The following is a 23,639-nucleotide window of genomic DNA, read 5'->3' as shown; positions in this document are numbered from 1 at the left end:
TCAATAATAAATTGATTGTAATCTAATAGATCTTGCTTTCCAGCATATACATTTTCTTAAAGTGGGCAAGTTTTAAAAATAGGTGTCTTTACGTGTTGTAATACCGGTAATGGAAGGGTACGGACACTATTTGGCTGATTATGGGCTGATTTAGATGGTGCTGTTATCTTGCCATGAACTATCACTAAAACAAAATGCCTTCATGTTAGAAGGCATTTTGTTTTAGCCATTCTTTATTAATTAGTACCTTCGGGCGATAAACTTAGGTAATTTAGACAGGATGGGTTCACTTTTCTTTCGTTGCTTTCCTTTATTTATTTTGCTATCGGCAGTTTTTCTTTTTTCTAATCCGGCTAAAGCACAAATTGTAAATATTGAACAAGGGCGCCTTGGGCGGGATACCAGTAATTATTTTGTAGGAAAGGTGGGGTTAGACTTTTCTATGTTTAATCAAAATGCCGGTCGGAATCAACCTAATAATTACCTTCAGTTCTTGTTTAACAGCAATGTTACTTATAACTCCAAGAAGCATACTTATATCCTGTTAAATTACTTTAATTATTTACTGGTTAATTACGATACCAAAGAACAACGTAATACAGTAGCTCAACAAGGGTATTCTCATTTCCGGGTAAATTTTTATGAAGCCCGTCGATTATCCTACGAATTATTTACGCAGGCACAAGCTGATCGAGCACGGGGGTTAAGATATCGTTCTTTATTGGGGTCTTATCTCCGGTTTAGATTATTTCCGGAGGAGGATAAAAAGTTAAGTGTTTATTTAGGAACGGGTGTAATGCGGGAGCATGAAGAGTGGCGGAATCCCGAAAGAGACAATGCCATTGAAGTATCTAATTTAATAAAATCAACAAGTTATGCCAGCGCAAAACTTAAAATAAACCAAAATGTTGAATCGGCCGCTATTACGTATTATCAGGTCGGTTACAGCTCCCTTATTGACCGTTTCCGGAACAGGGTAAGTGGAAATTTTGGATTAAATTTTAAAGTAAATAAATTACTTTCCTTTAAAACCAGCTTTAATTATACTTATGAAGATGCTCCTATTGTACCGGTTACTAAGTTTGTGTATTCCTTAACTAATGGATTTATTGTACAGTTTTAGGTAATTATCCGGTTTAGCAATACCCAGTAAAAAACAAAAATTATAAGAAGCCTAATTCCAGTTTAGCCTCTTCGCTCATCATGTCGCGAGTCCAGGGTGGGTCAAAGGTTAGAAGTACATAGGCATCTACTACGCCTTCAATGGCTTCTAATTTACTTTGTACTTCAAAAATGATATCGCCGGCAGCAGGGCAGGCAGGGGCAGTTAAAGTCATAGTAACCCGTACTTTATTGCCATCTTCTATCTTTACTTCGTATACCAGCCCTAAGTCGTAAATATTTACCGGAATTTCCGGATCTTTTACGGTTCTTAACGCCTCTTCTACCTGGTCTCTTAATTCAGCTGCATTCATTTGTTTAATGCTTGACTTTGATATGCAACCGCATACATTTTAATTTGCTTTAGCATGGCCAGTAATCCATTGGAACGGGTAGGAGACAGGTGATTTTGCAAACCAATTTTTTCTATAAAATAAATATTGGCATCAGCAATTTCTTTAGGCGTATGACCCGAAAGTACCTGTACTACCATACTCACTAGTCCTTTAGTAATTACGGCATCACTATCGGCTGTAAAAAATAACTTTCCGTCCAGATAATCAGCGTGTAACCACACTTTAGATTGGCAGCCTTTTATAATATTATCAGCGGTCTTGTATTGCTCTTCAATCTGAGGCAAATCCTTCCCTAGCTGGATAATATATTCGTATTTATCCATCCATTCATCGAACATTTCAAAATCTTCAATAATCTGGTCTTGCCGTTCTTGTATGGTCATGGTAATTTAATCAGCTTAACATAGTAACTGCCCGTTTAATGCCAGCTACCAATTGATCTATTTCTTCCTGGGTATTGTAGAAAGCAATAGAAGCTCTTACAGTACCCGGAATATTAAAATGTTGCATAATTGGTTCGGTGCAGTGATGGCCGGTTCTAACAGCAATGCCTTGCTTATCTAAGATTTCACCTAAGTCAAAGGGATGAATATCGTTTATCAGGAAAGAAATAGAGGCTGCCCTGTTTTTTGCTTCCCCAATAAAACGTAATCCATCTATTGTTTTTAAGGCATCAACAGCATAAGCATATAGTTGATGTTCGGTTTCCTGAATGTTCGCAATACCAATCTCCTGCAAGTAATCCACGGCTACGCCCAAGGCAATTGTTTCAGCTATACTAGGCGTACCTGCTTCAAACTTAAGAGGAAGCTCATTGTAGGTGGTTTTTTTAAAGCTTACTGATTTAATCATATCGCCTCCACCCTGGTAAGGAGGGAGCTCGTTTAACCAGGCTTCTTTACCGTAAAGAACACCAATGCCGGTCGGGCCATACATTTTATGACCAGAGAAGACCACGAAATCAGCATCTAATTCCTGTACATCCAGCTGGATATGTTGTACCGCCTGAGCCGCATCAACCAATACCGGAATACTTTTTTGGTGGGCTCTTTCAATAATTTCCTTTACCGGATTTACTGTACCTAAAGTATTAGAAACATACGTTACGGCAACCAGCTTTACAGTCTCATCCAGTAGATCATCCAGGCTATCCATAATAAGCTCGCCTTTATTATTTACCGGAATCACCTTTAAGTTGGCGCCCCGATCTTCACAAATCATCTGCCAGGGCACTATATTAGAATGGTGCTCTATGGCCGAGATAAGAATACTATCGCCTTCCTTTAAGAATTTACGGCCAAAGCTGCTGGCAATGATATTAATGCCATCGGTTGTACCCCGGGTAAAAATTACTTCGTGTACATGCGGCGCATTTATAAAAGCGGCAACTTTATGGCGGGACTCCTCGTGGGCAGCAGTTGCTTTCTGGCTCAGGTAATGTACACCCCGGTGCACATTGCTATTGTACTCAGAATAATATCCTGTAATAGCATCAATTACCCGTTGCGGCTTTTGGGTAGTGGCCGCATTATCCAAATATACCAGGGGTTTCCCGTACACAGTTGTCTGTAGTATTGGAAACTCCGCCCGTAATTTTTGCACATCCAGCAGCGTACCAGCTGCTACCGTTAAATTATCCCGCATAGCTTTATGCTTTTACCAACTCCTGTTCAGCAGGAATATGTTGTATAATTAAGTTGTTAATATGTTCTTCCAGAGCCGGAATCTGGATGTTTTGGGTTACATCAAAAGCAAAGGCACTTACCAATAAACGGCGGGCAGTCTGTTCTGCTATACCCCTTGATTTTAAGTAAAACATAGCTTCCTGGCTCAACTGACCAACTGTAGAACCATGGCTGCATTTTACATCATCTGCATAAATCTCCAGCTGTGGTTTTGAGTTAATAGTGGCGGTATTGCTTAAAAGCAGGTTATTGTTTTGCTGGAAGGCATTTGTTTTCTGCGCATCGCGCTCTACAAATATTTTACCGTTAAAAACCCCCGTTCCTTTATCTAATAAAACGCCTTTATACACCTCATTGCTTTGGCAGTTAGGGTGCAGGTGGCTTACAAAAGAGTGGTTATCGGTTAACTGACGGTCTGCTACCAGGTATAAACCATATAAATGGCTTTCAGTATGTTCATCGTCTAAGTTTACGTGCAGGTTATTCCGGAGTAAATCGGCACCAGGCAACGAAAACGTATAGTTGCTGTAAACACTGTCCCGCTTTTGGCTTACCTCCGTGTGGTTTACCTGCCGAAAACCTTTACCTGCTGTTTGCAAGAGGTAATGATTAACCTGGGCATTTTCTTTTACCACCACTTCCGTAAGCGTGTTTACAAATAAATTGCTTTCCGGATTTTCAGAAACTATTGATTCAATAATAGTAATACCAGCACTCCGGTTAGCCACTACTAAATTACGTGGCTGAACGAACAGGTTTTTATTACCGGTATAGATCTGAACCAGGTAGAATGGTTTATCTACCACCGTATTTGCCGCTACCTCAATAAACAAACCATCTGAAAAGAAAGCTGTATTTAAGGCTGGGAAATGATATTTAGAAGTATTTACTACTTTACCAAAATATTGCGCAAAAGCAGGTTCTTCCTGTGCTTCCAATATTGGCTTAATGGTAACACCAGCTGGTAAGTTATTATCCGATAAAGCAGACTGAAATTTGCCGTTTACCAGCACAATCTTATAAGCTTCTAATCCATCTATATAAGCTTTTTCCAGGTTTATAGCAGCATGCGCTGCATTCTGTACAGCAACCGGGCTGAATTCAAAAGGCTCCTGCAGAAATGGTTGCACCGGCGTATATTTCCAATCCTCCACTTTGCGGGATGGAAAACCTAATTGTTTAAATTGTTCAAAGGCCTTCTGGCGAAGCTGCAGCACCGACTCATTCTCCTCTGATCCTTCCATAGCTAGCCATCCCTCAAACCCGTTTAACAGGTCCAGGTATAGCGGTACGGATACTTGATTTGCCATGATTATCCTGCTGTTTCTTCTGTTTTAAATTCTTCTTTAATCCAATCGTAGCCTCTTTCTTCTAGTTCTAAGGCTAATTCCTTCGTGCCAGATTTAACAATTCGGCCATCATACAATACGTGTACAAAGTCCGGAACAATGTATTCCAGTAAACGCTGATAGTGGGTAATCAAAACAAAGGCATTATTTGCATTCCGGAGTTCGTTAACACCATTTGAAACAATGCGTAATGCATCAATATCTAAACCGGAGTCAGTTTCATCCAGGATGGATAACTTTGGCTCTAACATAGCCAGCTGCAGAATTTCGTTCCGTTTTTTCTCCCCACCCGAAAAACCTTCGTTTAGGGAACGGTTTACTAATTTAGCTTCAAACTCAACCAGCTTTTGTTTTTCTTTTGTCAGCTTTAAAAATTCTTTGGCTTCCATTTGAGGCATGCCCCGGTATTCCCGAATTTCATTTAAAGCTGTGCGCAGGAAGTTGATGTTAGAAACACCCGGGATTTCTACCGGATACTGGAAAGCCAGGAACAAACCCTCGCGGGCTCTTACTTCCGGAGCCATGTCCAATAAATCTTTGCCATCAAATAATACTTCGCCTTCGGTTACATCGTAACTTTCACGGCCCGCTAATACTGATGATAAAGAACTTTTACCAGATCCGTTTGGTCCCATAATGGCGTGTACTTCGCCAGCCTTAACCTCCAGATTTATTCCTTTTAAGATTTTTTTGCCTTCAACTTCGGCATGCAAATTTCTAATGCTCAGCATTTAATATATGTTTGAATTAACCCACGCTTCCTTCCAGCGTGATTGACAATAGTTTTTGAGCTTCTACGGCAAATTCCATTGGAAGCTGGTTTAATACTTCTTTTGCGTATCCGTTTACAATTAAAGCTACTGCTTTCTCGGAGTCTATTCCGCGTTGGTTCAGGTAGAAAATCTGGTCTTCCCCAATTTTAGAAGTAGTAGCTTCGTGCTCTACCATAGCGGTGCTGTTCTTCGTCTCGATATACGGGAACGTATGAGCGCCACAATGGCTACCAATTAATAAAGAGTCGCACTGGGTAAAGTTACGGGCATTATCGGCTTTTGGGCCTACCTGTACCAATCCCCGGTAGCTGTTATTACTTTCGCCAGCCGAAATACCTTTAGATATAATCCGGCTCTTGGTGTTCTTACCTAAATGATAAATTTTTGTACCGGTATCAGCAATCTGCTTGTTACGGGTAACTGCCACCGAATAAAATTCGCCGCTGGAATTATCGCCTTGCAAAATTACGCTAGGGTATTTCCAGGTAATTGCAGAGCCAGTTTCAACCTGGGTCCAGGAAATTTTAGAATTGGCACCTTTACAAATACCACGTTTGGTTACAAAGTTATAAATACCGCCTTTGCCGTCTTTATCGCCTGGGTACCAGTTTTGAACGGTAGAATATTTAATCTCAGCATTTTCCATGGCAATTAATTCCACCACGGCTGCATGCAATTGATTCTCATCGCGCATTGGAGCTGTACAGCCTTCTAGGTAACTTACATAAGAACCTTCGTCGGCAATAATTAAAGTACGCTCAAACTGACCTGTATTTTCGGTGTTAATCCGGAAGTAGGTAGATAATTCCATTGGGCAACGAACGCCTTTAGGAATATATACGAATGAACCATCGGAGAAAGCAGCTGTATTTAAGGCAGCAAAAACATTATCAGAATGCGGTACAACCGATCCTAAATATTTTCTTACCAATTCCGGGTGTTCCTGTACGGCTTCGCTGATTGAGCAAAAAATAATGCCCATCTCTTTCAGTTTCCCTTTATATGTGGTAGCTACCGAAATACTGTCAAATACAGCATCAACGGCCACTCCAGCTAAAGTTTTCTGCTCATTTAAAGGAATACCCAATTTGGCGAACGTAGCCAATAACTCTGGATCTACTTCGTCTAAACTATTGTATTTTTTTTTGTTTTTAGGTGCCGCATAATAGGAAATCTTCTGGAAATCCATTTCCGGCATCTCAAAGTTTTGCCAATTTGGTAACTGATCTTTTAAAAAGGCGTGGTAGCCTTTCATCCGCCATTCCAGTAACCATTCTGGTTCATTTTTCTTTGCTGAAATAAACCGGATTACATCCTCGTCCAGGCCGGCAGGAGCAATCTCCATCTCAATGTCCGTGACAAAGCCATACTCGTACTCTTTCGTGGCAAAGTCATTAATTATTTCATTACTATCTTTCATTCCTGCCAATTAGCTAACTATTAATATTAAACCGCAAAGCTTTCTCCGCAACTACAGGTACGCGATGCATTAGGATTATTAAAAAATAAGCCTTTCCCATTTAGGCCATCCGAATAATCTAGCTCGGTACCAAATAAGTAAAGCAAACTTTTCCGATCAACTACCACCATCACACCATTATCTTCATAAACCTCATCGGTTTCATTCTTTTGGGTGTCAAAGGTCATCTGGTATTCTAAGCCAGAGCAACCGCCTCCACGCACGCCTACCCGTACAAAAGTACTAGGTTCTTTATTTTCTTTAACCATTAATCGGTTAATATATTCTTTTGCCTTTGGTGAAACCTTAATCATAATATTCAGGTTTGTTTAATTTTTTAACAAATATTCCAAGTAATAGGTTGCAAAAATAATCTTTAATATTTAATAGTTGCAGATTATTTTACACTTTTTATGATAAAGAAAAATTTTGTTGGAATAGGCTTTAAGCGGCCTCTTATAAAACAGTTTTGGTAGGATATTAATTTCTTTTTATTCAAATTTCTCTTTTGTTAAAAAAAGTAATTATAAGTAAGCACGAAACAAGTAAATTTCTTGTTAGCAAGTTATATTAATAAAACCAGGAATATTTAAAACAACTAATGAAGGTATTCTTTACCTACGTAGTTGCTTTAGTAACAGGAAGGTCGTAGTTTTGAGAATAAAACAAGTAAATACTTGGAAAATATTGCTAATAATTTGGAGGTAACTTCTGACAAAATTTTAAATTTGTTAAAAGCCCAGGGGGCGAAAACGGTTGCTGATCTTGCAAAAATCTTAGGATTAAGCAGTGAAGGCGTGCGGTTGCACCTGGTTAAGATGGCCGAAACGGGGCTGGTGAAATCTATTTCTGAATCAAAAGGAGTTGGCCGGCCTATACTTAAATGGAGCTTAACCGAAGGTGGCAATGCCCGTTTTCCTAATGCGCACGATGATTTGTCTATTCAGTTGCTTCAGACCATAAAATCTGAGTTAGGTGATTTTATGCTGGAGAAAATAGTGGAAAAACGAGGTGAGGAAATTCTCCACCGTTACCTGGAAGCGCTTAAAACCTGTACTACCTTAGAAGAACGCATTTCCGGGTTTGCCCTTATTCGTCGGCAGGAAGGTTATATTGCCGATTGGGAAAAAGAGGAGTCAGGCTACTTGTTTATAGAAAACCATTGTCCTATTTGTGCTGCTGCTACAGCCTCGCCGGTCTTATGTAAATCAGAACAAAATATTTTAAAACAGGTGTTAGGTAATGGGGTAGAAGTAAATAGAGTTGACCATATTTTGAACGGTGACCGGCGCTGTGCCTACCGAATTACCCACTTAAATAAAGCTAATTGAAGTAATACTTAATTAGCTCCAGCTCCTTCAGCAAAGCTCATTGCCTCACGCAACTTATTTTTCAACCTGTCAAAAAGTTTCTAAAAATTTAAATTCCAGTGTTTTTTGGGTAACATTTATCTGTTCCTGAATTATTTTTTTGAAATCCATATTAGTTTCCCGAACTAAGTATTTCCAGATTTATTCCAACCATTTTGATCATCCAGGTTGGTGAATGCAGGGATTTTATTTTCCTTCAAGAGCCAGTTGAAATTCTTCTGATCAAACTGAATTACGAGCCATACACTAGTTTTGTAATTGCCCGGCCAGGCAGCATTCTGCTTTACTTCATATTGTGGCGGTAATATTAGCTTATTATATTGTTGAAAAACTTCTAGCCGATTGTGTTCAATAATTTTATTGAAAGTAATAATGGAAAGCAAAACCAGCAGGCTTACCAGCACAAGTGCTTTGGTAATATGAATATTTAAGCCCATAGCTTTTATTTTTTATTGTAAAACCTTACCTCTTGGTTGCTTAACTCATCATACACCAGGTTCCATGGGTGGTACGCAACTCAAAAATGAATAGGGGAATGATTCAATTATATTAATTAATCCAAGAAGATTTTAAGCAGTTAATCCAATGGGTTTTAGATGAATAATTATTAATTGGTCTGGTTCTTTGTTTCCCTTTCCTCTTACAGAAGAGAAGTTTCACTAGTAAATATTGTTTAAACTATACTAAGAACTTTTTTTTACCTCCAAAATTTTGAATGGTTTATATCTAATATATACTAATGTATAAATTACTATTCTATATATTAAGTTAATCCAAATTTGCTTATAATCTTTTGGTGTAAATTAGGATTGTCGGCTTGAGTCATGACTGTTAAAACAGTATAAAAACTTGATCAAATACTTCGTTTTTGTCCAAGTTTTCAATTAATTTATAATTATTTATTATCCAATCTAAAGTATAGTTATCAATATTTTTATAAATCAACATTCCTGTTTTAATCTTTAAAAAGTTATATTTAACTTTATGTTTTATACCTGTTAAATTTATAACCCTTTTACTGTTTACTATTTGTAAAAATTTTACATGCTCTTTAAAATTAAAAATTTGTTTGCCCTTATAATAGGGTTGTTATTTCTTTTTATCCTATTTAATAGCCAGGCCCAAACAATAAATACTGTTGCCGGGAATGGATCTTCCCAATATAGTGGAAATGGTGGTTTGGCCACAAATGCCTCTTTAACGTTACCGGTTAGCGTTGCCTTAGATGAAAAAGGTAACATTTTTATTGCCGATCATTATGCTAATGTTATTCGGAAGGTAAATGCCAGTGATGGGGTTATCCATACGGTGGCCGGAACCGGTTCGGCTGATGCGCATAGCGTAGGTGGGGGATTAGCGACAATGGCCGGGTTAAATGGCCCAACTGATGTGGCGGTGGATGCAGATGGCAATCTGTATATCCTTGATGTTGGTAACTATTGTGTCTGGAAGGTGAATGCCAGTGATCAGAAAATAAATAAATTATATTCTTACCCGGGCCCCTTTAGTATGGAAGGAGACATAACGGTAGATGCAGTTGGAAATGTTTACCTGGCTAAAAATAATAGGGTTATAAAAATTAATCCGCAAACTGGAACAAGTATTACTGTAGCAGGAAATGGAACCGCAGGCTTTAGTGGTGACGGAGGATTGGCTACGCATGCCTTGTTACGGAGCTTAAGTGGCGTAGCCATTGATGCTATTGGAAATATTTATGTAGCTGGTGATTTTCGCATTCGGAAAATAAATGCCAGCGACGGGAAAATTAATACAATAGCTGGAGATGGAAGTGAAGGGTATAGTGGAGATTTAAGTCTAGCTACAAGTGCAACGATCCATAATGGCACTTTGGCGGTAGATGGTGAAGGAAATATTTACCTTACAGTTGCAAGAGGAAATCGTATCCGAAAAATAAGTGGCAAAGATGGCAGAATGTTCAGATATGCTGGAAATGGAATTGCCGGCTTTTGGGGAGATGGTAGTCATGCTTTTGATGCTTATTTAAATGTACCTGCAAATGTGGCCGTAGACTTAAATGGTAATGTTTATGTGGCCGATGTTTATAATTACAGAATTCGTAAGATATTCAATCATACGGGGCCATCTATTACTCAGCATCCAGCCTCAGAAATAGTTGAGGTGGGTGAAAAGGCAATGTTTCAGGTAACCGCTGAGGGAACTAACTTAACTTATCAGTGGCAGGAGTTTACCGGTTCCGGAGGTTACGCTAATATAACAGATGGAGGAAGTTATGCTGGAGCAACAACAGCCATTTTAGAAATGAAAGGCTTGGGAGCGAACTTCACCGGGAACCGGTATCGGGTTTTAGTTAGTGAGAATGGCCATACTACTATTTCGGCAAGTGCCAAGCTTACGGTTAATGCCCCATTACCTGATTTGGGAGTCTGGAAAATTTTAGGCGAAGAAGGATTCACGGCTGATGCAGTTAGTTATAATTCTTTTGCTGTTAGTTCTAATGGTATTCCTTTTATTGCATACTCCGATAAAACCTACCAACATAAGGCTACGGTTATGACATTTAATGGTACTGCCTGGGATTTTGTTGGAAAACCTGGCTTTTCAGAAGGAAATGTAGCTTTCACTGCTTTAGTTCTTGATTCCCGCGGTACACCTTATGTAGCATTTGCAGATGGAGTCTATACCAATAGAATTTCCGTAATGAAGTATAATGGAACGGATTGGGTAAAAGTAGGAATGGCTGGCTTTTCGCCAGGTTCTGTTTTTGATCTTTCGCTGACTTTAGATAGTAATGACATACCTTATGTAGCTTTTGGGGGTGGTTTAAATAAAGCTACTGTCATGAAGTTTAATGGTACTAATTGGGTAAATGTGGGCAATGTTGGTTTTTCAGCCGGTGCTGCTGCTAATCTTTCGCTGGCACTGGACAAAAATTCAGTGCCTTATGTAGCCTATAATGATGGGGCCAATGCTAATAAAATAACCACTATGAAATTTACCGGTAACCAATGGGAGAATGTGGGAATTGCCGGTTTTACTGCCGACTATGGTAAACTTTCTTTGGCAATTAGTCCGGATGGAGCTCCTTATGTTGCTTTTGGGCATTTAAACTATAATGCAACAGATGATATTGGCAAAGCAACTGTTATGAAATATGATGGTATTAATTGGATAACAGTTGGTGCTTCCGCATTCTCTGTGGGTAAAGCCTATAATTGTTCGTTAATGATTTCGCCTAACGGAACTCCTTATGTTGCCTACCCTGATGAAGGATTAGCGGGCAAAATCGCAGTCAAAAAATTTAATGGCAGAACTTGGGTTTATGTGGGAGATCCCGGATTCTCAACCGCAAAAGCCCTAGACGTGTACCTTAGTGTAAGCAAAAATGGTACTTTGTTTGTGTCTTACAAAGATGGTGCTTATAACAGCCAAGGTACAGTTAGAAAGTTCTCTGTAATTCCTCCCACGGTTACAAATGCGGTACATTGTGGACCAGGAATTGTTAATTTAACGGCAGCAGGTGGAACAGATGGTAATTACCGGTGGTATACTACGCTAGCAGGCGAGGAGCCAATTGCAGGTGCTACAAACTCCAGCTTGAGTACACCAACTTTAAATGCAACAACTACCTATTACGTTTCTATTATGAGTGGTGCTTATGAAAGCGACCGTATAGCAGTAACAGCTAACATCAATCCAATTCCTGCAGCACCGGTTGTAACGCCTGAAGTTTCTTTATGTTTGGGAGGCACTGCTTCCCGGCTCGAGGCCACCGGAGAAAACCTGCAATGGTATGCAACTGCTACGGGTGGCGCTCCTTTAGCAGAGGCTCCCACTCCTAATACAGGAACAGCAGGTACAACAGAATATTATGTTTCTCAAGCTGTAAACGGATGTGAAAGCAGCAGAGCTAAAATAATTGTTAGGGTTAATAATTTACCAAATGTTACGCTAAGCCCATTTCCAACTGATATCTGTACTTCAGTTACTAATTTTCAACTTACCGAAGGTTTACCAGCCGGGGGCGTATACTCGGGTAATGGGGTTAGTAATGGGTATTTTAATGCAGGTTTGGCTGGGCCTGGTAACCATCAAATTACCTACACTTACAGCTTAAATGGCTGTACTGTACAGGCTTCCCAAAATATAACTGTTAACACCTGCACCGGTATAAAAGAAAGTTCTTTATCAGCAGCGACTTTAGTATATCCTAATCCTTCTACCGGTAGAATAACCGTAACAGTGCCTTTTATAGGTAACAATCAGGTTTTGGTAAAAATTTACGACGCGCAGGGAAGGGTGGTTTATGAAGAATTATTTAAGGGAATCCAAGGAACATTCAGTAATACTTTTGACCTGTCATCAAAAGGCAAGGGTGTTTACTTATTACAAATATCTACTGAGAACAGCTCAATAATTAAAAAGCTACTACTTCAATAGATTTATAATAAAGAGCTTGGAATAATCTGGATTCTCGGATTATTCCAAGCTCTTTATGGTAAGGTTGAATCCCCTGTTTTGACTTTTATTCTTTTTTATATTCTATTGGATAATTGCCAAAAGCTTGGGCTGTTTTCAAGAAGTTCTGGTAAATAACCTGGTTGGGGCTTGCTTTGGTGGTAGTATGTTCCCAATTATTATAATCTACTTCTTTGGTTCCCGTAAACATGTTATCTGTTGCCTGCCATTGTAATTTAATAGCCATATCGCCGGTAGGTGTTACCGCTGTATGTATTAAATAAACGAACTTATTATTGCCAGATGCTTTTGGCACGGTTGATAGTGTTAGAACATCAATATAACTTCTGTCAATCTTATAACCATTTTGTTCCAGGTGTTTTTCCCATTTTTTAAAAGCATTTTCTCCGGTTTCACCTGTTTTAATTAAGATAATATTGGCTCCTACTAAAGGCTTGGCTTGTTGAGCTTGAGTTAGAAAAGCAAAAAACACGGCTAATAATAGAAATAAAAAACTTTTCATACGTCATTCAGAATAATGTTCAGCTTACAAGTTAAAGATATTATAAGGCAAAAACTAAACCTCTAAATGAACAATTATAAAATATAAAACCAGCAATTGAGCGGAAAACATTAATTATAATCAACAGAAAAATAAAAAGGAAAGGGTTTGGCCAGAATGTTATAGAAATAAATTTCCCTCTAGTTAATGCGCGTATCAGGGAATAATGCCCCATTTATTTCAGGTGGTATTAGGAAAGCAGGGCGTATTAAAGTCTTTAAATGCTGTTTAAATGCGGAAACTGGCTAAGTAAAATTCTATGAAACTGTAGGAGAGTTAGAAGGGGACTTTCCGGCGATAGCATTAGATACTTTATAATCAAAAAATAGATTATTGCTTAGGAGAAGGAATAGAATATGTATTCCTTGTTTTATAATTTAATGTATTTCCTGTATTTTTAATTGCGTAGCAGATTCTTCCATTATAAAATAACAGAATTCTATCAATAGGATCTTGTAAATAAGTTCTTTTTGCAGTTAATAAATCAGGCGATTTAAAGATTAAAAATGCTTTTGTTCTGGTCTGGAAAATTGCCTTGAAGAAAATTTAAATTATATTTTTTATAATTAATAAGCCTGTTCCAATAGGAGCAGGCTTATTTTTTATAATTAATAATTATTGTATTTTTGACAATATCTTTATTTGAATAGAAAAATAATATTGATATACTTGTATCAGATTATACACCACAACCTATATACAAAGTAAAATGATCAAATATTTTCCTTTAAAGGGATCTGTCCTAACTTTAGGAATTACAGCTATTTTAGCAGGAGCCTGTGAGAATAAACGACCAGAAGGACAAAATGCTGCTTCTGAAGACAACAAAAATGCAGTTGCCGATAGTACAGCAGCAAGCGGTTCTAAATTATCATCGGAGCCTTTAGTTACTGATATTTATACCGCCGACCCTTCGGCCCATGTTTTTAACAACAGAATCTATATTTATCCTTCCCACGATGTAGAATCTACTGTGCCGGAAGACGATTTAGGTAGTCATTTTGATATGAAGGATTACCATATCCTTTCTATGGATAGTGTAGGCGGAAAGGTTACCGATCATGGCGTAGGGCTTGATATAAAAGATATTCCGTGGGCAGGACGACAATTATGGGCACCGGATGCTGCTTTTAAAAACGGTAAATACTATTTGTATTTCCCGGTTAAAGATAAGCAGGATATTTTCCGGATGGGCGTGGCTACCAGTACTTCGCCAACTGGCCCATTCAAGGCTGAGCCGAAACCAATAGCCGGAAGCTTTAGCATTGACCCTGCTGTTTTCCGCGACGATGATGGTAACCATTACATGTATTTCGGTGGTATTTGGGGTGGTCAGTTGCAACGTTGGAAAAACGGGAAATACGACGCCAATGGTTCTAAAACGGATTTGAATAAGCCAGAGGATCCAGCTCTAACGGCCAAAGTGGTAAAACTTAGCAGTGATATGTTAAGCTTTGCAGAACCAGTGAAAGATGTGGTTATCCTAGACAATGCTGGTAAACCTATTTTAGGAAAAGATCATGACCGCCGTTTCTTTGAAGCTTCCTGGATGCATAAATACAACGGTAAATATTATTTCTCTTATTCAACCGGCGATACGCATACCATTTCTTATGCTATTGGCAATAATCCATACGGTCCTTTTACTTATCAGGGAGTTGTTTTAAAACCAGTTACAGGTTGGACCAACCACCACTCTATTGTAGAGCATAAAGGCAAATGGTATATTTTCTACCACGACAGTAAGTTTTCCGGAGGCAAAACACATTTAAGAAGTGTAAAAGTAGCCGAGTTAAAATATAACCCGGACGGAACGATCCAGACCATCGACCCAGAAACTTTATAATTTCACCTACCACACAATGCCGCCCGGTTCCTGAAAAGGGGCCGGGCTTTTTTATTAGGTTATGCAAGGGAAAACAAGAAGTAATTAACCAAATTACCTGAATTCCGAATAACCTAAAGAAAGTGTAAGATAGTAGATACTTAAATTATCATGATCAAAGCTTATAAAATTTATACGGGCCCAGATGGCCATACTCATATTATAACAGGTACAGTAGCAGAAGACAAGGTTAATGCAGCCATTGGTATCCGCTTTAAAGTAACTGCAACGCATGGTGTTTATGATTGGCATCCGGCTCCCACCACCCAATACGTGGTAACACTTTCCGGAACCTTAGAATTTGAGACACACTCGGGAGAAACTTTTATTTTGAGACCAGGGGATGTTTTAATTGCAATGGATACCACCGGTTCAGGACACAAATGGAAATTAATAGATGATAATCCCTGGGTTAGGGTTTATGTACCTTTTACAGATGAAGCTGATATCAATTTTATTCCAGATTAGTTTAAGTTTTTTATTGTTTAAATTATGTTAAATAAAGTAGTGCTGCAGATAGGTAATACTTTAAAATAATAGGCCGGTTGTATATGAAAGGTTGAGGAATTATATTGCATTTCTCTTTAAACCTAAAAATTATATGGCGCATTTTAAGAAAGCATTCCTGTTTGTTTTTATGTTTTGTGTCTTTGGTAATTTTACTTTTGCTCAGCGGCATAAACCCATTGATGCCAAAGCCACAAAAGAAACAAAAGCGCTATACCATAACCTGAGAAAAGTAGCTAAAAAGCACACACTGTTCGGGCACCAGCATGCCACCGAGTATGGTCATGGCTGGACCGGAGAGGAAAATAAATCGGATGTTAAACTAGTCACAGGTTCTCATCCGGCTGTAATTGGCGTGGATTTTAGCGGTTTTTCCGGAAGATCACCAGACGCCATTGCCAGGGCTAAAGAAACGGTTCGTAAAAATGTTATAGATACATATAATAGGGGTGGGGTTACCACAGTGGCGTGGCATTTTGCTAACCCGGTTTCCAAAGGCGGTTTCAATTGGGTTGATTCGGTTTCGCTGCCAGCAGTTAAATATATAATTCCGGGCGGAGAGGCGCATGAGCAGTATAAAGAAATATTAAAAGGAATAGGTGATTGGGCTCAAACTGTTAAAGGTGCAGATGGCAAGTTGGTCCCTATGATATTTCGTCCTTACCACGAATTTGATGGTGGCTGGTTCTGGTGGGGCAAACCTCATTGTACCACTGAAGAATTTGTAACGCTTTGGCAATTTACAATTTCTTACCTGCGAGATACCTTGCAAGTACATAACTTTATTTATGCTTTTTCACCGGATAATAAATTTACTACCGAAGCCGAATACCTGGAACGGTATCCGGGGGACGCTTGGGTAGATATGGTTGGGATGGACAACTACGGTGATTTGGGGCGGAATGGCCGGTATGATTTAGATGCGGCCATTCTTAAATTAAAAATTGTATCAGATTATGCCCGTAAGGCTGGGAAACTGGCTGCTTTTACCGAATCCGGCCTCGAATCTATTCCCAATACGACCTGGTGGACGGAATCCTTGCTGAAAGTCATGAAAGCACAAGACCTGCGGCTATCGTATGTATTAGTGTGGCGCAATGATACCCGGAGTCCCACCCATTATTATGCACCTTTTCCGGGCCAGGTAAGTGTACCGGATTTTATTAAATTTTATGACGATCCTTATACCTTATTTGAGAACGACCTGAAAAATATGTATCGGCGAAAGTTTTTAGGTCTTTTCTAAAGCGCAATCAAATCTCTCCTTTTGTACCAAATGGTTGATGCATAAATAATTACTGCCTGTTTAGGTTAATCAGCGACAATAAAATCAGATTAAATATAGTTATTCTATATATTCTGATTTTGCCACCTTTTAACGCTAAACGTATGAAATTAAACTTCAGGGGTAACAGAAAGGCCGGAAGCCTGCCTGGGCCTAAGAAATCCTGGATCAGGGAATGGGCAGATGCCGTTATGTTTGCGGTAGTTTTTGCCACTATTATTCGGTGGGCCACTTTGGAAGCTTTTGCCATTCCCAGTTCTTCCATGGAGAATTCTTTGCTGACCGGGGACTATCTTTTTGTAAGTAAAATGCATTATGGATCGCGTACACCCATTACGCCTTTGCAGGTGCCGCTCACGCATCAATCTATTTGGGGTACGCAAATCCAGTCTTATTCTGATGCGGTACAGCTTCCTTTCCTGCGTTTGCCGGGTTTTTCTAAAATTAAACGCTACGACCCAATAGTTTTCAATTATCCAGTAGAAGAAAACCGCCCCATCGACCTGAAAACAAATTACATTAAAAGATGTATGGGCCTGGCCGGAGATACTTTAGAAATAAAAATGGGCAAAGTATTCATCAATGGGCAGTTTATTCATCCTCCGGAAGAGTTGCAGTTCAGGTATTATGTAAAAACAGATCGTTTTTTAGAGGATAGTTATTTTCGCAATCAGGATATATCGGAATTTTATCCGGTAACGGGTGGCTATTTAATGAATACATTACCCAACAAAGCAGCCTATATACAATCGCTAAAATTTATTAAAGAGGTTCAGTTAATCCAGCAATTACCCAAGGTACCAGATCCTGATATTTTTCCGCACAATCCTACCTTATACCCCTGGAACCTAGATAATTTAGGACCGCTTTATATTCCCAAGGCAGGGGCTACCATTGCCATAACTCCTCAAACCCTACCATTATATGAGAAGGTAATTTTAACGTATGAGCATCAAAAGAATGCTTCTGTGCAGGATGGAAAACTTTTTATTAATGGTCAGGAGACGAAGCAGTATACATTTAAACAAAACTACTACTTCATGGTTGGCGATAATCGCCATAATTCAGAAGACTCCCGATACTGGGGTTTTGTACCAGAAGACCATATAGTAGGAAAAGCCGTATTGGTTTGGATGTCGGTAGATGCCAATGCCTCCCTTTATAACAAAATAAGATGGAACCGGCTTCTGCAACCAATAGATTAAGCATTTGGTAAAAAAGAAGCTTTTGAAATTTTATTTATTATTGGTACAATTATTTTAAAAGTAAGCACTCCCTTCCTTCTAGAAAGGAGCGACTATTCAATTTTTATTTATGGAGATACTAAAGTACCGCAGAATATTTCAGGTAATTGATGGGGTAGAGAAAAAAGTAGGCGATGGTTTTGAGGTTATTAGCCCGATGCCAGGATCGCGTATCCGGCAGTTAAGCCCTTTTCTGCTGATTGATCATACTGGTCCTATGGCGGTTCATCCCACTGATAAACCATTAGGAGCCGATCCTCATCCGCACCGGGGTTTTGAAACTGTTACGATTGTTTATCAGGGATACCTGGCCCACCGGGATACCGCTGGGTATAGTGGTAAAATAGGACCCGGCGATGTTCAATGGATGACTGCCGGTTCTGGCTTACTGCACGAAGAAAGGCACGAAAAAGAATTTTCTAAACAAGGAGGTATTCTGGAACTGGTACAGCTTTGGGTAAATGTACCGAAGAAAGATAAAATGGCTCTGCCCAGGTACCAGGAGTTACCTGCCAATACTATCCCGGTAATAGAAACCGGAGAAGGCAAAGGCAAAATAAGAGTTATTGCAGGCAAATATGAAGATCAGCTAGGCCCAGCAGAAACTTTCTCGGCCATAACCATGCTGGATGTTGAGCAGGCCCAAGGATCCGAATTAAAGTTGCATTTACCGGCGCATTACAACGTAGGTATTTATGTCGTAAAAGGAGCCTTAAACCTGAATGGGAACCGGGAAGCTAAAACAAAACAATGGGTAGTTTTCGGTTGGGACTTTCCGGATATCGTTTTGAAATTTACAGAAGATACCAAACTGCTAGTTTTATCAGGAGAACCCATTGAGGAGTCATTGGCTACTTATGGTCCTTTTGTAATGAATACCAACCAGGAATTAATTCAGGCCATAGAAGATTTTGAAAGTGGCCGAATGGGAAGTTTTAAAGATTAATGGAAAGAAAATTTCTGCTTTCTTAAAAGATTCTTATTTACTCAATAGGCCATAAAAGGCTGATCGGCTGGTAAGCTTTCTGACGTGTAGCTTTATAAAATTTATATAGGAAGATACCATAATTTGTTCCGCTCCGTAAACTTTTACCATTTGATATTAAAGGAACAAATAATGGCAAACGAAAAAAATGCAGCTTTTAATCCGCAGTTTAATTTAGCGGGGGAATTCTCCATTAACCGCATGGGCTACGGAGCCATGCGTATTACCGGCGACGGCATCTGGGGGCCACCTAAAGATCACGATGAATCTATTCGGGTATTAAAACGGGCAGTAGAGTTAGGAATAAGCTTTATTGATACGGCCGATAGTTATGGCCCGCATGTTTCCGAAGAATTAATTGCCGAAGCCTTGCATCCTTATCCGGCAGGTTTGGTGATTGCTACTAAGGGAGGTTTGTTAAGAACAGGCCCAAACCAATGGCCTGTTAATGCCCATCCTGATCATTTGAAAGAAGCTTTGGAGGGCAGCTTAAAACGCTTAAAACTGGATAGCATTGATTTGTACCAGTTGCACCGCGTGGATCCGGAAGTGCCGTTTGAGCAAACGCTGGAGTTTTTGCAAAAAGTACAACAAGAAGGAAAGATTAAACACATTGGTCTTTCAGAAGTTACCGTAGACCAGATTAAAAAAGCACAGGAATACGTAAAAATTGTTTCGGTGCAGAATATGTACAGCGTAGACAACCGCAAATGGGAGGAAGAGCTGCAATATTGTGAAGAACAAAATATGGCTTTTATTCCGTGGTACCCGCTGGGGGGAGGTAATGTGAAAGCCTTAGAAAAATTAGAGCAGATTGGTAAGAAATATGAGGCTACTGCGCACCAAATTGCCTTAAGCTGGTTATTACATCATTCCCCAAACATTTTGCTGATTCCGGGAACATCTAAAGTAAAACACCTGGAAGAGAATTTTGAAGCGGCTTCTATTGCATTATCACCGGAAGACTTAACGGAATTAGATAAAATAAACCAGGCGGAGGTATCAGGTTAAATTATTTTGTATTATTTACTATTTTAAAAAATTATTCTTAACCTGATCTATTAGCAAAACTATGGAATTTGTAAGATTTGGCAATACCGGCATGAAGGTATCCAAAATTTGTCTGGGTTGTATGACGTACGGAACCCCTACAGAACGTTGGCCTTGGGCCTTGAACGAAGAACAAAGTCGTCCTTTTATTCAAAAAGCCATAGAGCTAGGCATTAATTTCTTTGATACTGCTGATGTATATACGAATGGAGCCAGCGAGGAAGTAGTGGGTCGGGCCCTAAAGGATTTTGCTAAACGGGATGAAGTGGTGTTGGCTACTAAAGTATTTAATCCGATGGGGCCGGGGCCAAATGATAAAGGCTTATCCAGGAAACATATTATGAGTGCCATTGATACCAGCCTGAAACGGTTGGGCACCGATTATGTAGATTTGTACCAGATACACCGCTGGGATTACGAAACCCCACTGGAAGAAACCCTGGAAGCCTTGCACGATGTGGTAAAAGCCGGAAAGGCCCGTTACATTGGGGCGTCTTCTATGTATGCCTGGCAATTTGCCCAAGCTCTTTATACAGCCGATTTACACGGCTGGACCCGTTTTGTTTCCATGCAACCACAATACAACTTGGTTTATCGGGAGGAAGAACGGGAAATGCTGCCGCTTTGTGAAGACCAGAAGATTGCCGTAATACCTTGGTCGCCGTTAGCACGCGGGTTATTAACAGGTAAACGAACAAAGGGAGGCGGAGAAACCGAAAGGGCCCGTACCGATGCGTTTGGTAAAATGTTATATACCCGCGACGATGACTTTGAAATTTCTGGGTTAGTAAATGCTATTGCAGAGGAGCGGGGAGTACCCAATGCCCAAGTGGCTTTAGCCTGGTTGCTTTCTAAACCAGTGGTAACATCACCTATTATTGGGGCAAGCAAGTCCGGACATTTAGAAGATGCCGTGGCCGCTCTTGATCTGAAACTATCGGAAGATGAAATCAAGCGTTTGGAGGAGCCCTATCTGCCACATCCTGTTCTGGATCATAACTAGATTTATTAGCTATAAAAATACATAAACAAAAAGAGGAAGCCTAAGCTTCCTCTTTTTGTTTCAGGTTACCTGCTTTTATTATTTATCAGCGTTATAACCAGCTAATTTTATCATTTTGTTGTAATTACCTAATAAAAGGAAAGAAGGTGCCCACTGTCCAACAAACAAGGCTTCTTCGTCTTTTTTCATTATTTTTAAAGTGGCTGAAACAGCCATTGAGCCTAAAGCTGCCCATAAAAATAAATCTGATGGTAGTTTAGAAGTATAATTTTCAATTGCCGCCGCAACTGGTCCTTCTTTATGTTCCGGATTTGCTCTATCGGCTTTGTTTTTTAATTCTTGTGCGTCCATAGTTTTATTTAAGTTTAAGATTAGTTTCTTGGCTATGAAAACGTATTATTTAAATATATTGTTTACAAAATTTTACCTTTTGTCGTTATTTAAATCCGTTTTTACTTCCTGCCCAAGTAAATAAACCAGTAGGACTTAAAGAAAACTAACTGTTAAAATGATATAGAAAGGTAATAACACCGGTATAAGCCGGCTTTTTAACTTCAGCAATTTCCAGGGTAACATCTATCTGAGCTTTGGCAATACCCCGAAGATTTTTTAATGAAAGTAATTTAGCACGTAACCTTACCTGGTTATTTACCAGCACAGCCTGGTTAAAACGCAGGCTTTCTATTTCATAGTTTACCTGCATTTTTAGATTTTCAACTTTTATTATCTGGCCCCAGAGGTAAGGCAGCAGCGAAACGGTTAAATACCCATGCGCAATGGTACTGCCAAAAGGCGATTCAGTTTTAGCTCGTTCAGCATCTAAGTGTATCCATTGGTAATCCAGCGTAGCTTCGGCAAATTTTGTTATTTGCTCCTGCGTAATGGTATGGTAGTCCGAAACGCCAAGTTCCTGGCCTTCATGTTGTTGAAATTCTTCAAAGTTTGTTATGGTAATAATGCTCATAAGGAGATATTTTTATCGCTGAAGTACATATCTTAAATATGCCAATTAAGCTTAAAATTGGTTCTAAAAAAAGAAAATACCGAACTGATTTTAAACGGTTATGGTTTAGTTATTGCTAATTAATTAAAAAAATTAGAAGGAGAAACAGTGTTAGAATATTCTATGTTTAATCAGCTTCCTGCCGGAAGCCAGGTGTCGTTATTATCCAAACAAGGCATTGCCCTTGCCCAGCGCGAGCATAAGGGTTATGTAATTACCTTATATGCTTTAAATAATTATTTTGTAGAGCTTTGGAAAAAGCACGATTTTGAAATTATTGGTACTTTCCACAAATCAGTCAATTCTATGGCCATATTAGAACCCTATATGGACAGCATAGATCTGCAAAATTTCCTGAAATAATAACTTTTAAGTTTCTTTTAAGATCTGATTTTATCAGGTAAAGATAAAAGTGGTATAGTGGTACGAAAGGTTAAGTGGTCGGTAATGCTTTCATGAAAAAGAGAACTGAAAAAGCCTTGTTTGTAATGTCCGATAGCCAAAACGTCTGTTTTATAAGTTATTACAAAATTTTCCAGGCCTTCAGCCACTGTTTTGCCTCTTAGTTCAATAATTTCCTGCTTCAGGTGAGGGTACCGTTGGTTAATAGCGGCTATGTATTCTTGGGAGATATTCGTTTCATTTGCTGCTTCGCTTCTAATGTGTACTAAGGTTACCTGGGCATTAAAGGCTTGGGCAAAAGGTATTAGCTGGTCTAAAAACAGGAAATCGTTTTCTACCACTTCGGCAGCATAGGTTATATGGCTAATAGAGTTGAATTTTGCCGCTGCCGGTATAATTAATACCGGACATGGAATATCATTAATTACCGAACCCGTATCTGTGCCTGCCAGTCGGTCGAGAAAAGAATTGGTGTTATTATTATCAATTAAAATTAAATCAATCTGCGCCTCCTTTACGACATTACTTATATTTTCATTTAAGGAACCCCATTTAAAAAGAGCCTCAATTGGAGTAGCGTTGCCATAGCTTTTTTGCAAATTTGCAGCAATTGTTTGTAGCTTATCTTTTTGCACTTGTTCTAGTTCAGTAAGCGGAACGGTAGAGCCAGGAAAGGCAGGAATGGCACCTAAAGCCACATCTCCGGTCATAAAAAGGTTAGAGCCAGCATAGGTACTGGAGTAATCAAGGGGGAGATCGGCATTATGAAATAGAAAAACTTTTCCCTGAACAGCCTGTCCTAGATTCATCGCATAATGGAGCACATAAGCCGAATCATCATTAAAATCAGTAAGAATCAATAAGTTTTTCATAACCAGCTACGTAAATAAGCAAAAAAGGAATATAGTGTTTTTGTATTATATACGGGTGGTTGGTAAAGTAGTTCCTGCTCGTTGCCTTTTCTGATGCTCCGTAATCTTAATTTGAAATAGCCCAGCTTTTACACCAATCAATAAGGTTAATGTAATCCAAATTCCGCCAGCAGAGATTCTTTACTTGGTTACCTAAGTTGGCTTTTCAGTTGTTTGCTTAACTCCATAAATAATTATTTACTTTTGCGGAA

23 protein-coding genes are annotated in these 23,639 nt (G+C 39.2%); 11 read left to right on the top strand and 12 right to left on the bottom strand.

From position 1 onward, the window contains the following. Positions 1-280: 280 nt before the first annotated feature. Complete coding sequence (locus ADHAQ_RS27505; protein WP_051360132.1) at positions 281-1,123, top strand: DUF481 domain-containing protein; 843 nt, start codon at positions 281-283, stop codon at positions 1,121-1,123. Between the two features lie 40 nt (positions 1,124-1,163). Here the strand turns inward: ADHAQ_RS27505 and ADHAQ_RS0123805 are convergent, their stop codons facing one another. From ADHAQ_RS0123805 to ADHAQ_RS0123775, 7 genes are read right to left on the bottom strand one after another with little or no spacing between them, the layout of a single operon-like run. Then, positions 1,164-1,475 carry a metal-sulfur cluster assembly factor gene (locus tag ADHAQ_RS0123805; protein ID WP_026465057.1) on the bottom strand — a complete coding sequence of 104 codons (312 nt, stop codon included), beginning with the start codon at positions 1,473-1,475 and terminating at the stop codon, positions 1,164-1,166. After that, the gene (locus ADHAQ_RS0123800) at positions 1,472-1,900 is read right to left on the bottom strand and encodes a SufE family protein (protein WP_026465056.1); all 429 of its coding nucleotides are present in this window, start codon (positions 1,898-1,900) and stop codon (positions 1,472-1,474) included. The genes ADHAQ_RS0123805 and ADHAQ_RS0123800 overlap by 4 nt, the downstream gene beginning before the upstream one ends. Positions 1,901-1,910: 10 nt before the next feature. Beyond that, positions 1,911-3,161: an aminotransferase class V-fold PLP-dependent enzyme gene (locus ADHAQ_RS0123795; RefSeq protein ID WP_051360131.1), complete on the bottom strand. Its 1,251-nt coding sequence runs from the start codon at positions 3,159-3,161 to the stop codon at positions 1,911-1,913. 4 nt (positions 3,162-3,165) lie between these two features. Beyond that, the gene (gene sufD / locus ADHAQ_RS0123790; RefSeq protein ID WP_026465054.1) at positions 3,166-4,512 is read right to left on the bottom strand and encodes a Fe-S cluster assembly protein SufD; all 1,347 of its coding nucleotides are present in this window, start codon (positions 4,510-4,512) and stop codon (positions 3,166-3,168) included. Between the two features lie 2 nt (positions 4,513-4,514). Further along, a complete protein-coding gene (gene sufC, locus ADHAQ_RS0123785; RefSeq protein WP_026465053.1) occupies positions 4,515-5,282 on the bottom strand; it encodes a Fe-S cluster assembly ATPase SufC in 768 nt (255 codons plus the stop codon). Positions 5,283-5,298: 16 nt separating this feature from the next. Continuing rightward, the gene (gene sufB / locus ADHAQ_RS0123780; RefSeq protein ID WP_026465052.1) at positions 5,299-6,744 is read right to left on the bottom strand and encodes a Fe-S cluster assembly protein SufB; all 1,446 of its coding nucleotides are present in this window, start codon (positions 6,742-6,744) and stop codon (positions 5,299-5,301) included. Positions 6,745-6,770: 26 nt separating this feature from the next. Continuing rightward, the gene (locus tag ADHAQ_RS0123775) at positions 6,771-7,097 is read right to left on the bottom strand and encodes a HesB/IscA family protein (protein WP_026465051.1); all 327 of its coding nucleotides are present in this window, start codon (positions 7,095-7,097) and stop codon (positions 6,771-6,773) included. Positions 7,098-7,460: 363 nt separating this feature from the next. Here ADHAQ_RS0123775 and ADHAQ_RS0123770 point away from each other — a divergent pair, with 363 nt between their 5' ends. Further along, positions 7,461-8,114, top strand: a complete 654-nt coding sequence (locus ADHAQ_RS0123770; protein WP_026465050.1) for a helix-turn-helix transcriptional regulator — start codon at positions 7,461-7,463, stop codon at positions 8,112-8,114. A gap of 164 nt (positions 8,115-8,278) precedes the next feature. Here ADHAQ_RS0123770 and ADHAQ_RS0123760 read toward each other — a convergent pair whose 3' ends face one another. Further along, on the bottom strand, positions 8,279-8,590 hold the full coding sequence (locus ADHAQ_RS0123760) for a hypothetical protein (protein WP_026465049.1): 312 nt from the start codon (positions 8,588-8,590) through the stop codon (positions 8,279-8,281). 607 nt (positions 8,591-9,197) lie between these two features. Between ADHAQ_RS0123760 and ADHAQ_RS27500 the strand changes: the two genes are divergently transcribed. Next, the gene (locus tag ADHAQ_RS27500; RefSeq protein ID WP_026465048.1) at positions 9,198-12,572 is read left to right on the top strand and encodes an Ig-like domain-containing protein; all 3,375 of its coding nucleotides are present in this window, start codon (positions 9,198-9,200) and stop codon (positions 12,570-12,572) included. An 85-nt stretch (positions 12,573-12,657) separates the two neighbouring features. On the opposite strand, the gene ADHAQ_RS0123745 is transcribed toward ADHAQ_RS27500, so the two are convergent. Next, a complete protein-coding gene (locus ADHAQ_RS0123745) occupies positions 12,658-13,113 on the bottom strand; it encodes a hypothetical protein (RefSeq protein ID WP_026465047.1) in 456 nt (151 codons plus the stop codon). Positions 13,114-13,861: 748 nt separating this feature from the next. On the opposite strand from ADHAQ_RS0123745, the gene ADHAQ_RS26940 reads away from it, so the two are divergent. The 7 genes from ADHAQ_RS26940 to ADHAQ_RS0123710 all read left to right on the top strand — a co-directional run bounded on the left by ADHAQ_RS26940 (position 13,862) and on the right by ADHAQ_RS0123710 (position 21,111). Further along, the gene (locus ADHAQ_RS26940) at positions 13,862-14,998 is read left to right on the top strand and encodes a glycoside hydrolase family 43 protein (RefSeq protein WP_034257050.1); all 1,137 of its coding nucleotides are present in this window, start codon (positions 13,862-13,864) and stop codon (positions 14,996-14,998) included. Between the two features lie 150 nt (positions 14,999-15,148). Continuing rightward, a complete protein-coding gene (locus ADHAQ_RS0123735; RefSeq protein WP_026465046.1) occupies positions 15,149-15,505 on the top strand; it encodes a cupin domain-containing protein in 357 nt (118 codons plus the stop codon). A gap of 169 nt (positions 15,506-15,674) precedes the next feature. Next, a complete protein-coding gene (locus tag ADHAQ_RS0123730) occupies positions 15,675-16,790 on the top strand; it encodes a glycoside hydrolase family 26 protein (protein ID WP_026465045.1) in 1,116 nt (371 codons plus the stop codon). A 143-nt stretch (positions 16,791-16,933) separates the two neighbouring features. Next, positions 16,934-18,034, top strand: a complete 1,101-nt coding sequence (lepB, locus tag ADHAQ_RS0123725; RefSeq protein ID WP_026465044.1) for a signal peptidase I — start codon at positions 16,934-16,936, stop codon at positions 18,032-18,034. 109 nt (positions 18,035-18,143) lie between these two features. Then, positions 18,144-19,019 carry a pirin family protein gene (locus ADHAQ_RS0123720; RefSeq protein WP_051360130.1) on the top strand — a complete coding sequence of 292 codons (876 nt, stop codon included), beginning with the start codon at positions 18,144-18,146 and terminating at the stop codon, positions 19,017-19,019. 171 nt (positions 19,020-19,190) lie between these two features. Next, positions 19,191-20,069, top strand: coding sequence for an aldo/keto reductase (locus tag ADHAQ_RS0123715; protein ID WP_026465042.1), 879 nt, complete (start codon positions 19,191-19,193; stop codon positions 20,067-20,069). Positions 20,070-20,130: 61 nt separating this feature from the next. After that, positions 20,131-21,111, top strand: coding sequence for an aldo/keto reductase (locus ADHAQ_RS0123710; protein WP_026465041.1), 981 nt, complete (start codon positions 20,131-20,133; stop codon positions 21,109-21,111). Between the two features lie 78 nt (positions 21,112-21,189). Here the strand turns inward: ADHAQ_RS0123710 and ADHAQ_RS0123705 are convergent, their stop codons facing one another. Both ADHAQ_RS0123705 and ADHAQ_RS0123700 read right to left on the bottom strand, forming a co-directional pair. Continuing rightward, positions 21,190-21,462 (bottom strand): hypothetical protein, encoded by a 273-nt coding sequence (locus tag ADHAQ_RS0123705; protein ID WP_026465040.1) that lies wholly within the window; start codon positions 21,460-21,462, stop codon positions 21,190-21,192. Positions 21,463-21,607: 145 nt separating this feature from the next. Further along, on the bottom strand, positions 21,608-22,075 hold the full coding sequence (locus ADHAQ_RS0123700; protein WP_026465039.1) for a MaoC family dehydratase: 468 nt from the start codon (positions 22,073-22,075) through the stop codon (positions 21,608-21,610). 162 nt (positions 22,076-22,237) lie between these two features. Between ADHAQ_RS0123700 and ADHAQ_RS0123695 the strand changes: the two genes are divergently transcribed. After that, a complete protein-coding gene (locus tag ADHAQ_RS0123695; protein ID WP_051360129.1) occupies positions 22,238-22,477 on the top strand; it encodes a hypothetical protein in 240 nt (79 codons plus the stop codon). A 17-nt stretch (positions 22,478-22,494) separates the two neighbouring features. On the opposite strand, the gene ADHAQ_RS0123690 is transcribed toward ADHAQ_RS0123695, so the two are convergent. Beyond that, the gene (locus tag ADHAQ_RS0123690; RefSeq protein WP_026465037.1) at positions 22,495-23,388 is read right to left on the bottom strand and encodes a universal stress protein; all 894 of its coding nucleotides are present in this window, start codon (positions 23,386-23,388) and stop codon (positions 22,495-22,497) included. Positions 23,389-23,639: the final 251 nt, after the last annotated feature.

Source organism: Adhaeribacter aquaticus DSM 16391 (genome assembly GCF_000473365.1).
GTDB lineage: Bacteria > Bacteroidota > Bacteroidia > Cytophagales > Hymenobacteraceae > Adhaeribacter > Adhaeribacter aquaticus.
The sequence above is the reverse complement of the archived record's forward strand: the minus strand, read 5'-3'. Positions and strand labels throughout refer to the sequence as shown.

What these genes read in the sequence shown, in the direction of transcription:
- ADHAQ_RS27505 (WP_051360132.1), top strand. Translation starts at nt 281, where the DNA reads ATGGGTTCACTTTTCTTTCGTTGCTTTCCTTTATTTATTTTGCTATCG.
- ADHAQ_RS0123805 (WP_026465057.1), bottom strand. Translation starts at nt 1,475, where the DNA reads ATGAATGCAGCTGAATTAAGAGACCAGGTAGAAGAGGCGTTAAGAACC.
- ADHAQ_RS0123800 (WP_026465056.1), bottom strand. Translation starts at nt 1,900, where the DNA reads ATGACCATACAAGAACGGCAAGACCAGATTATTGAAGATTTTGAAATG.
- ADHAQ_RS0123795 (WP_051360131.1), bottom strand. Translation starts at nt 3,161, where the DNA reads ATGCGGGATAATTTAACGGTAGCAGCTGGTACGCTGCTGGATGTGCAA.
- sufD (WP_026465054.1), bottom strand. Translation starts at nt 4,512, where the DNA reads ATGGCAAATCAAGTATCCGTACCGCTATACCTGGACCTGTTAAACGGG.
- sufC (WP_026465053.1), bottom strand. Translation starts at nt 5,282, where the DNA reads ATGCTGAGCATTAGAAATTTGCATGCCGAAGTTGAAGGCAAAAAAATC.
- sufB (WP_026465052.1), bottom strand. Translation starts at nt 6,744, where the DNA reads ATGAAAGATAGTAATGAAATAATTAATGACTTTGCCACGAAAGAGTAC.
- ADHAQ_RS0123775 (WP_026465051.1), bottom strand. Translation starts at nt 7,097, where the DNA reads ATGATTAAGGTTTCACCAAAGGCAAAAGAATATATTAACCGATTAATG.
- ADHAQ_RS0123760 (WP_026465049.1), bottom strand. Translation starts at nt 8,590, where the DNA reads ATGGGCTTAAATATTCATATTACCAAAGCACTTGTGCTGGTAAGCCTG.
- ADHAQ_RS27500 (WP_026465048.1), top strand. Translation starts at nt 9,198, where the DNA reads ATGCTCTTTAAAATTAAAAATTTGTTTGCCCTTATAATAGGGTTGTTA.
- ADHAQ_RS0123745 (WP_026465047.1), bottom strand. Translation starts at nt 13,113, where the DNA reads ATGAAAAGTTTTTTATTTCTATTATTAGCCGTGTTTTTTGCTTTTCTA.
- ADHAQ_RS26940 (WP_034257050.1), top strand. Translation starts at nt 13,862, where the DNA reads ATGATCAAATATTTTCCTTTAAAGGGATCTGTCCTAACTTTAGGAATT.
- ADHAQ_RS0123735 (WP_026465046.1), top strand. Translation starts at nt 15,149, where the DNA reads ATGATCAAAGCTTATAAAATTTATACGGGCCCAGATGGCCATACTCAT.
- ADHAQ_RS0123730 (WP_026465045.1), top strand. Translation starts at nt 15,675, where the DNA reads ATGTTTTGTGTCTTTGGTAATTTTACTTTTGCTCAGCGGCATAAACCC.
- lepB (WP_026465044.1), top strand. Translation starts at nt 16,934, where the DNA reads ATGAAATTAAACTTCAGGGGTAACAGAAAGGCCGGAAGCCTGCCTGGG.
- ADHAQ_RS0123720 (WP_051360130.1), top strand. Translation starts at nt 18,144, where the DNA reads ATGGAGATACTAAAGTACCGCAGAATATTTCAGGTAATTGATGGGGTA.
- ADHAQ_RS0123715 (WP_026465042.1), top strand. Translation starts at nt 19,191, where the DNA reads ATGGCAAACGAAAAAAATGCAGCTTTTAATCCGCAGTTTAATTTAGCG.
- ADHAQ_RS0123710 (WP_026465041.1), top strand. Translation starts at nt 20,131, where the DNA reads ATGGAATTTGTAAGATTTGGCAATACCGGCATGAAGGTATCCAAAATT.
- ADHAQ_RS0123705 (WP_026465040.1), bottom strand. Translation starts at nt 21,462, where the DNA reads ATGGACGCACAAGAATTAAAAAACAAAGCCGATAGAGCAAATCCGGAA.
- ADHAQ_RS0123700 (WP_026465039.1), bottom strand. Translation starts at nt 22,075, where the DNA reads ATGAGCATTATTACCATAACAAACTTTGAAGAATTTCAACAACATGAA.
- ADHAQ_RS0123695 (WP_051360129.1), top strand. Translation starts at nt 22,238, where the DNA reads ATGTTTAATCAGCTTCCTGCCGGAAGCCAGGTGTCGTTATTATCCAAA.
- ADHAQ_RS0123690 (WP_026465037.1), bottom strand. Translation starts at nt 23,388, where the DNA reads ATGAAAAACTTATTGATTCTTACTGATTTTAATGATGATTCGGCTTAT.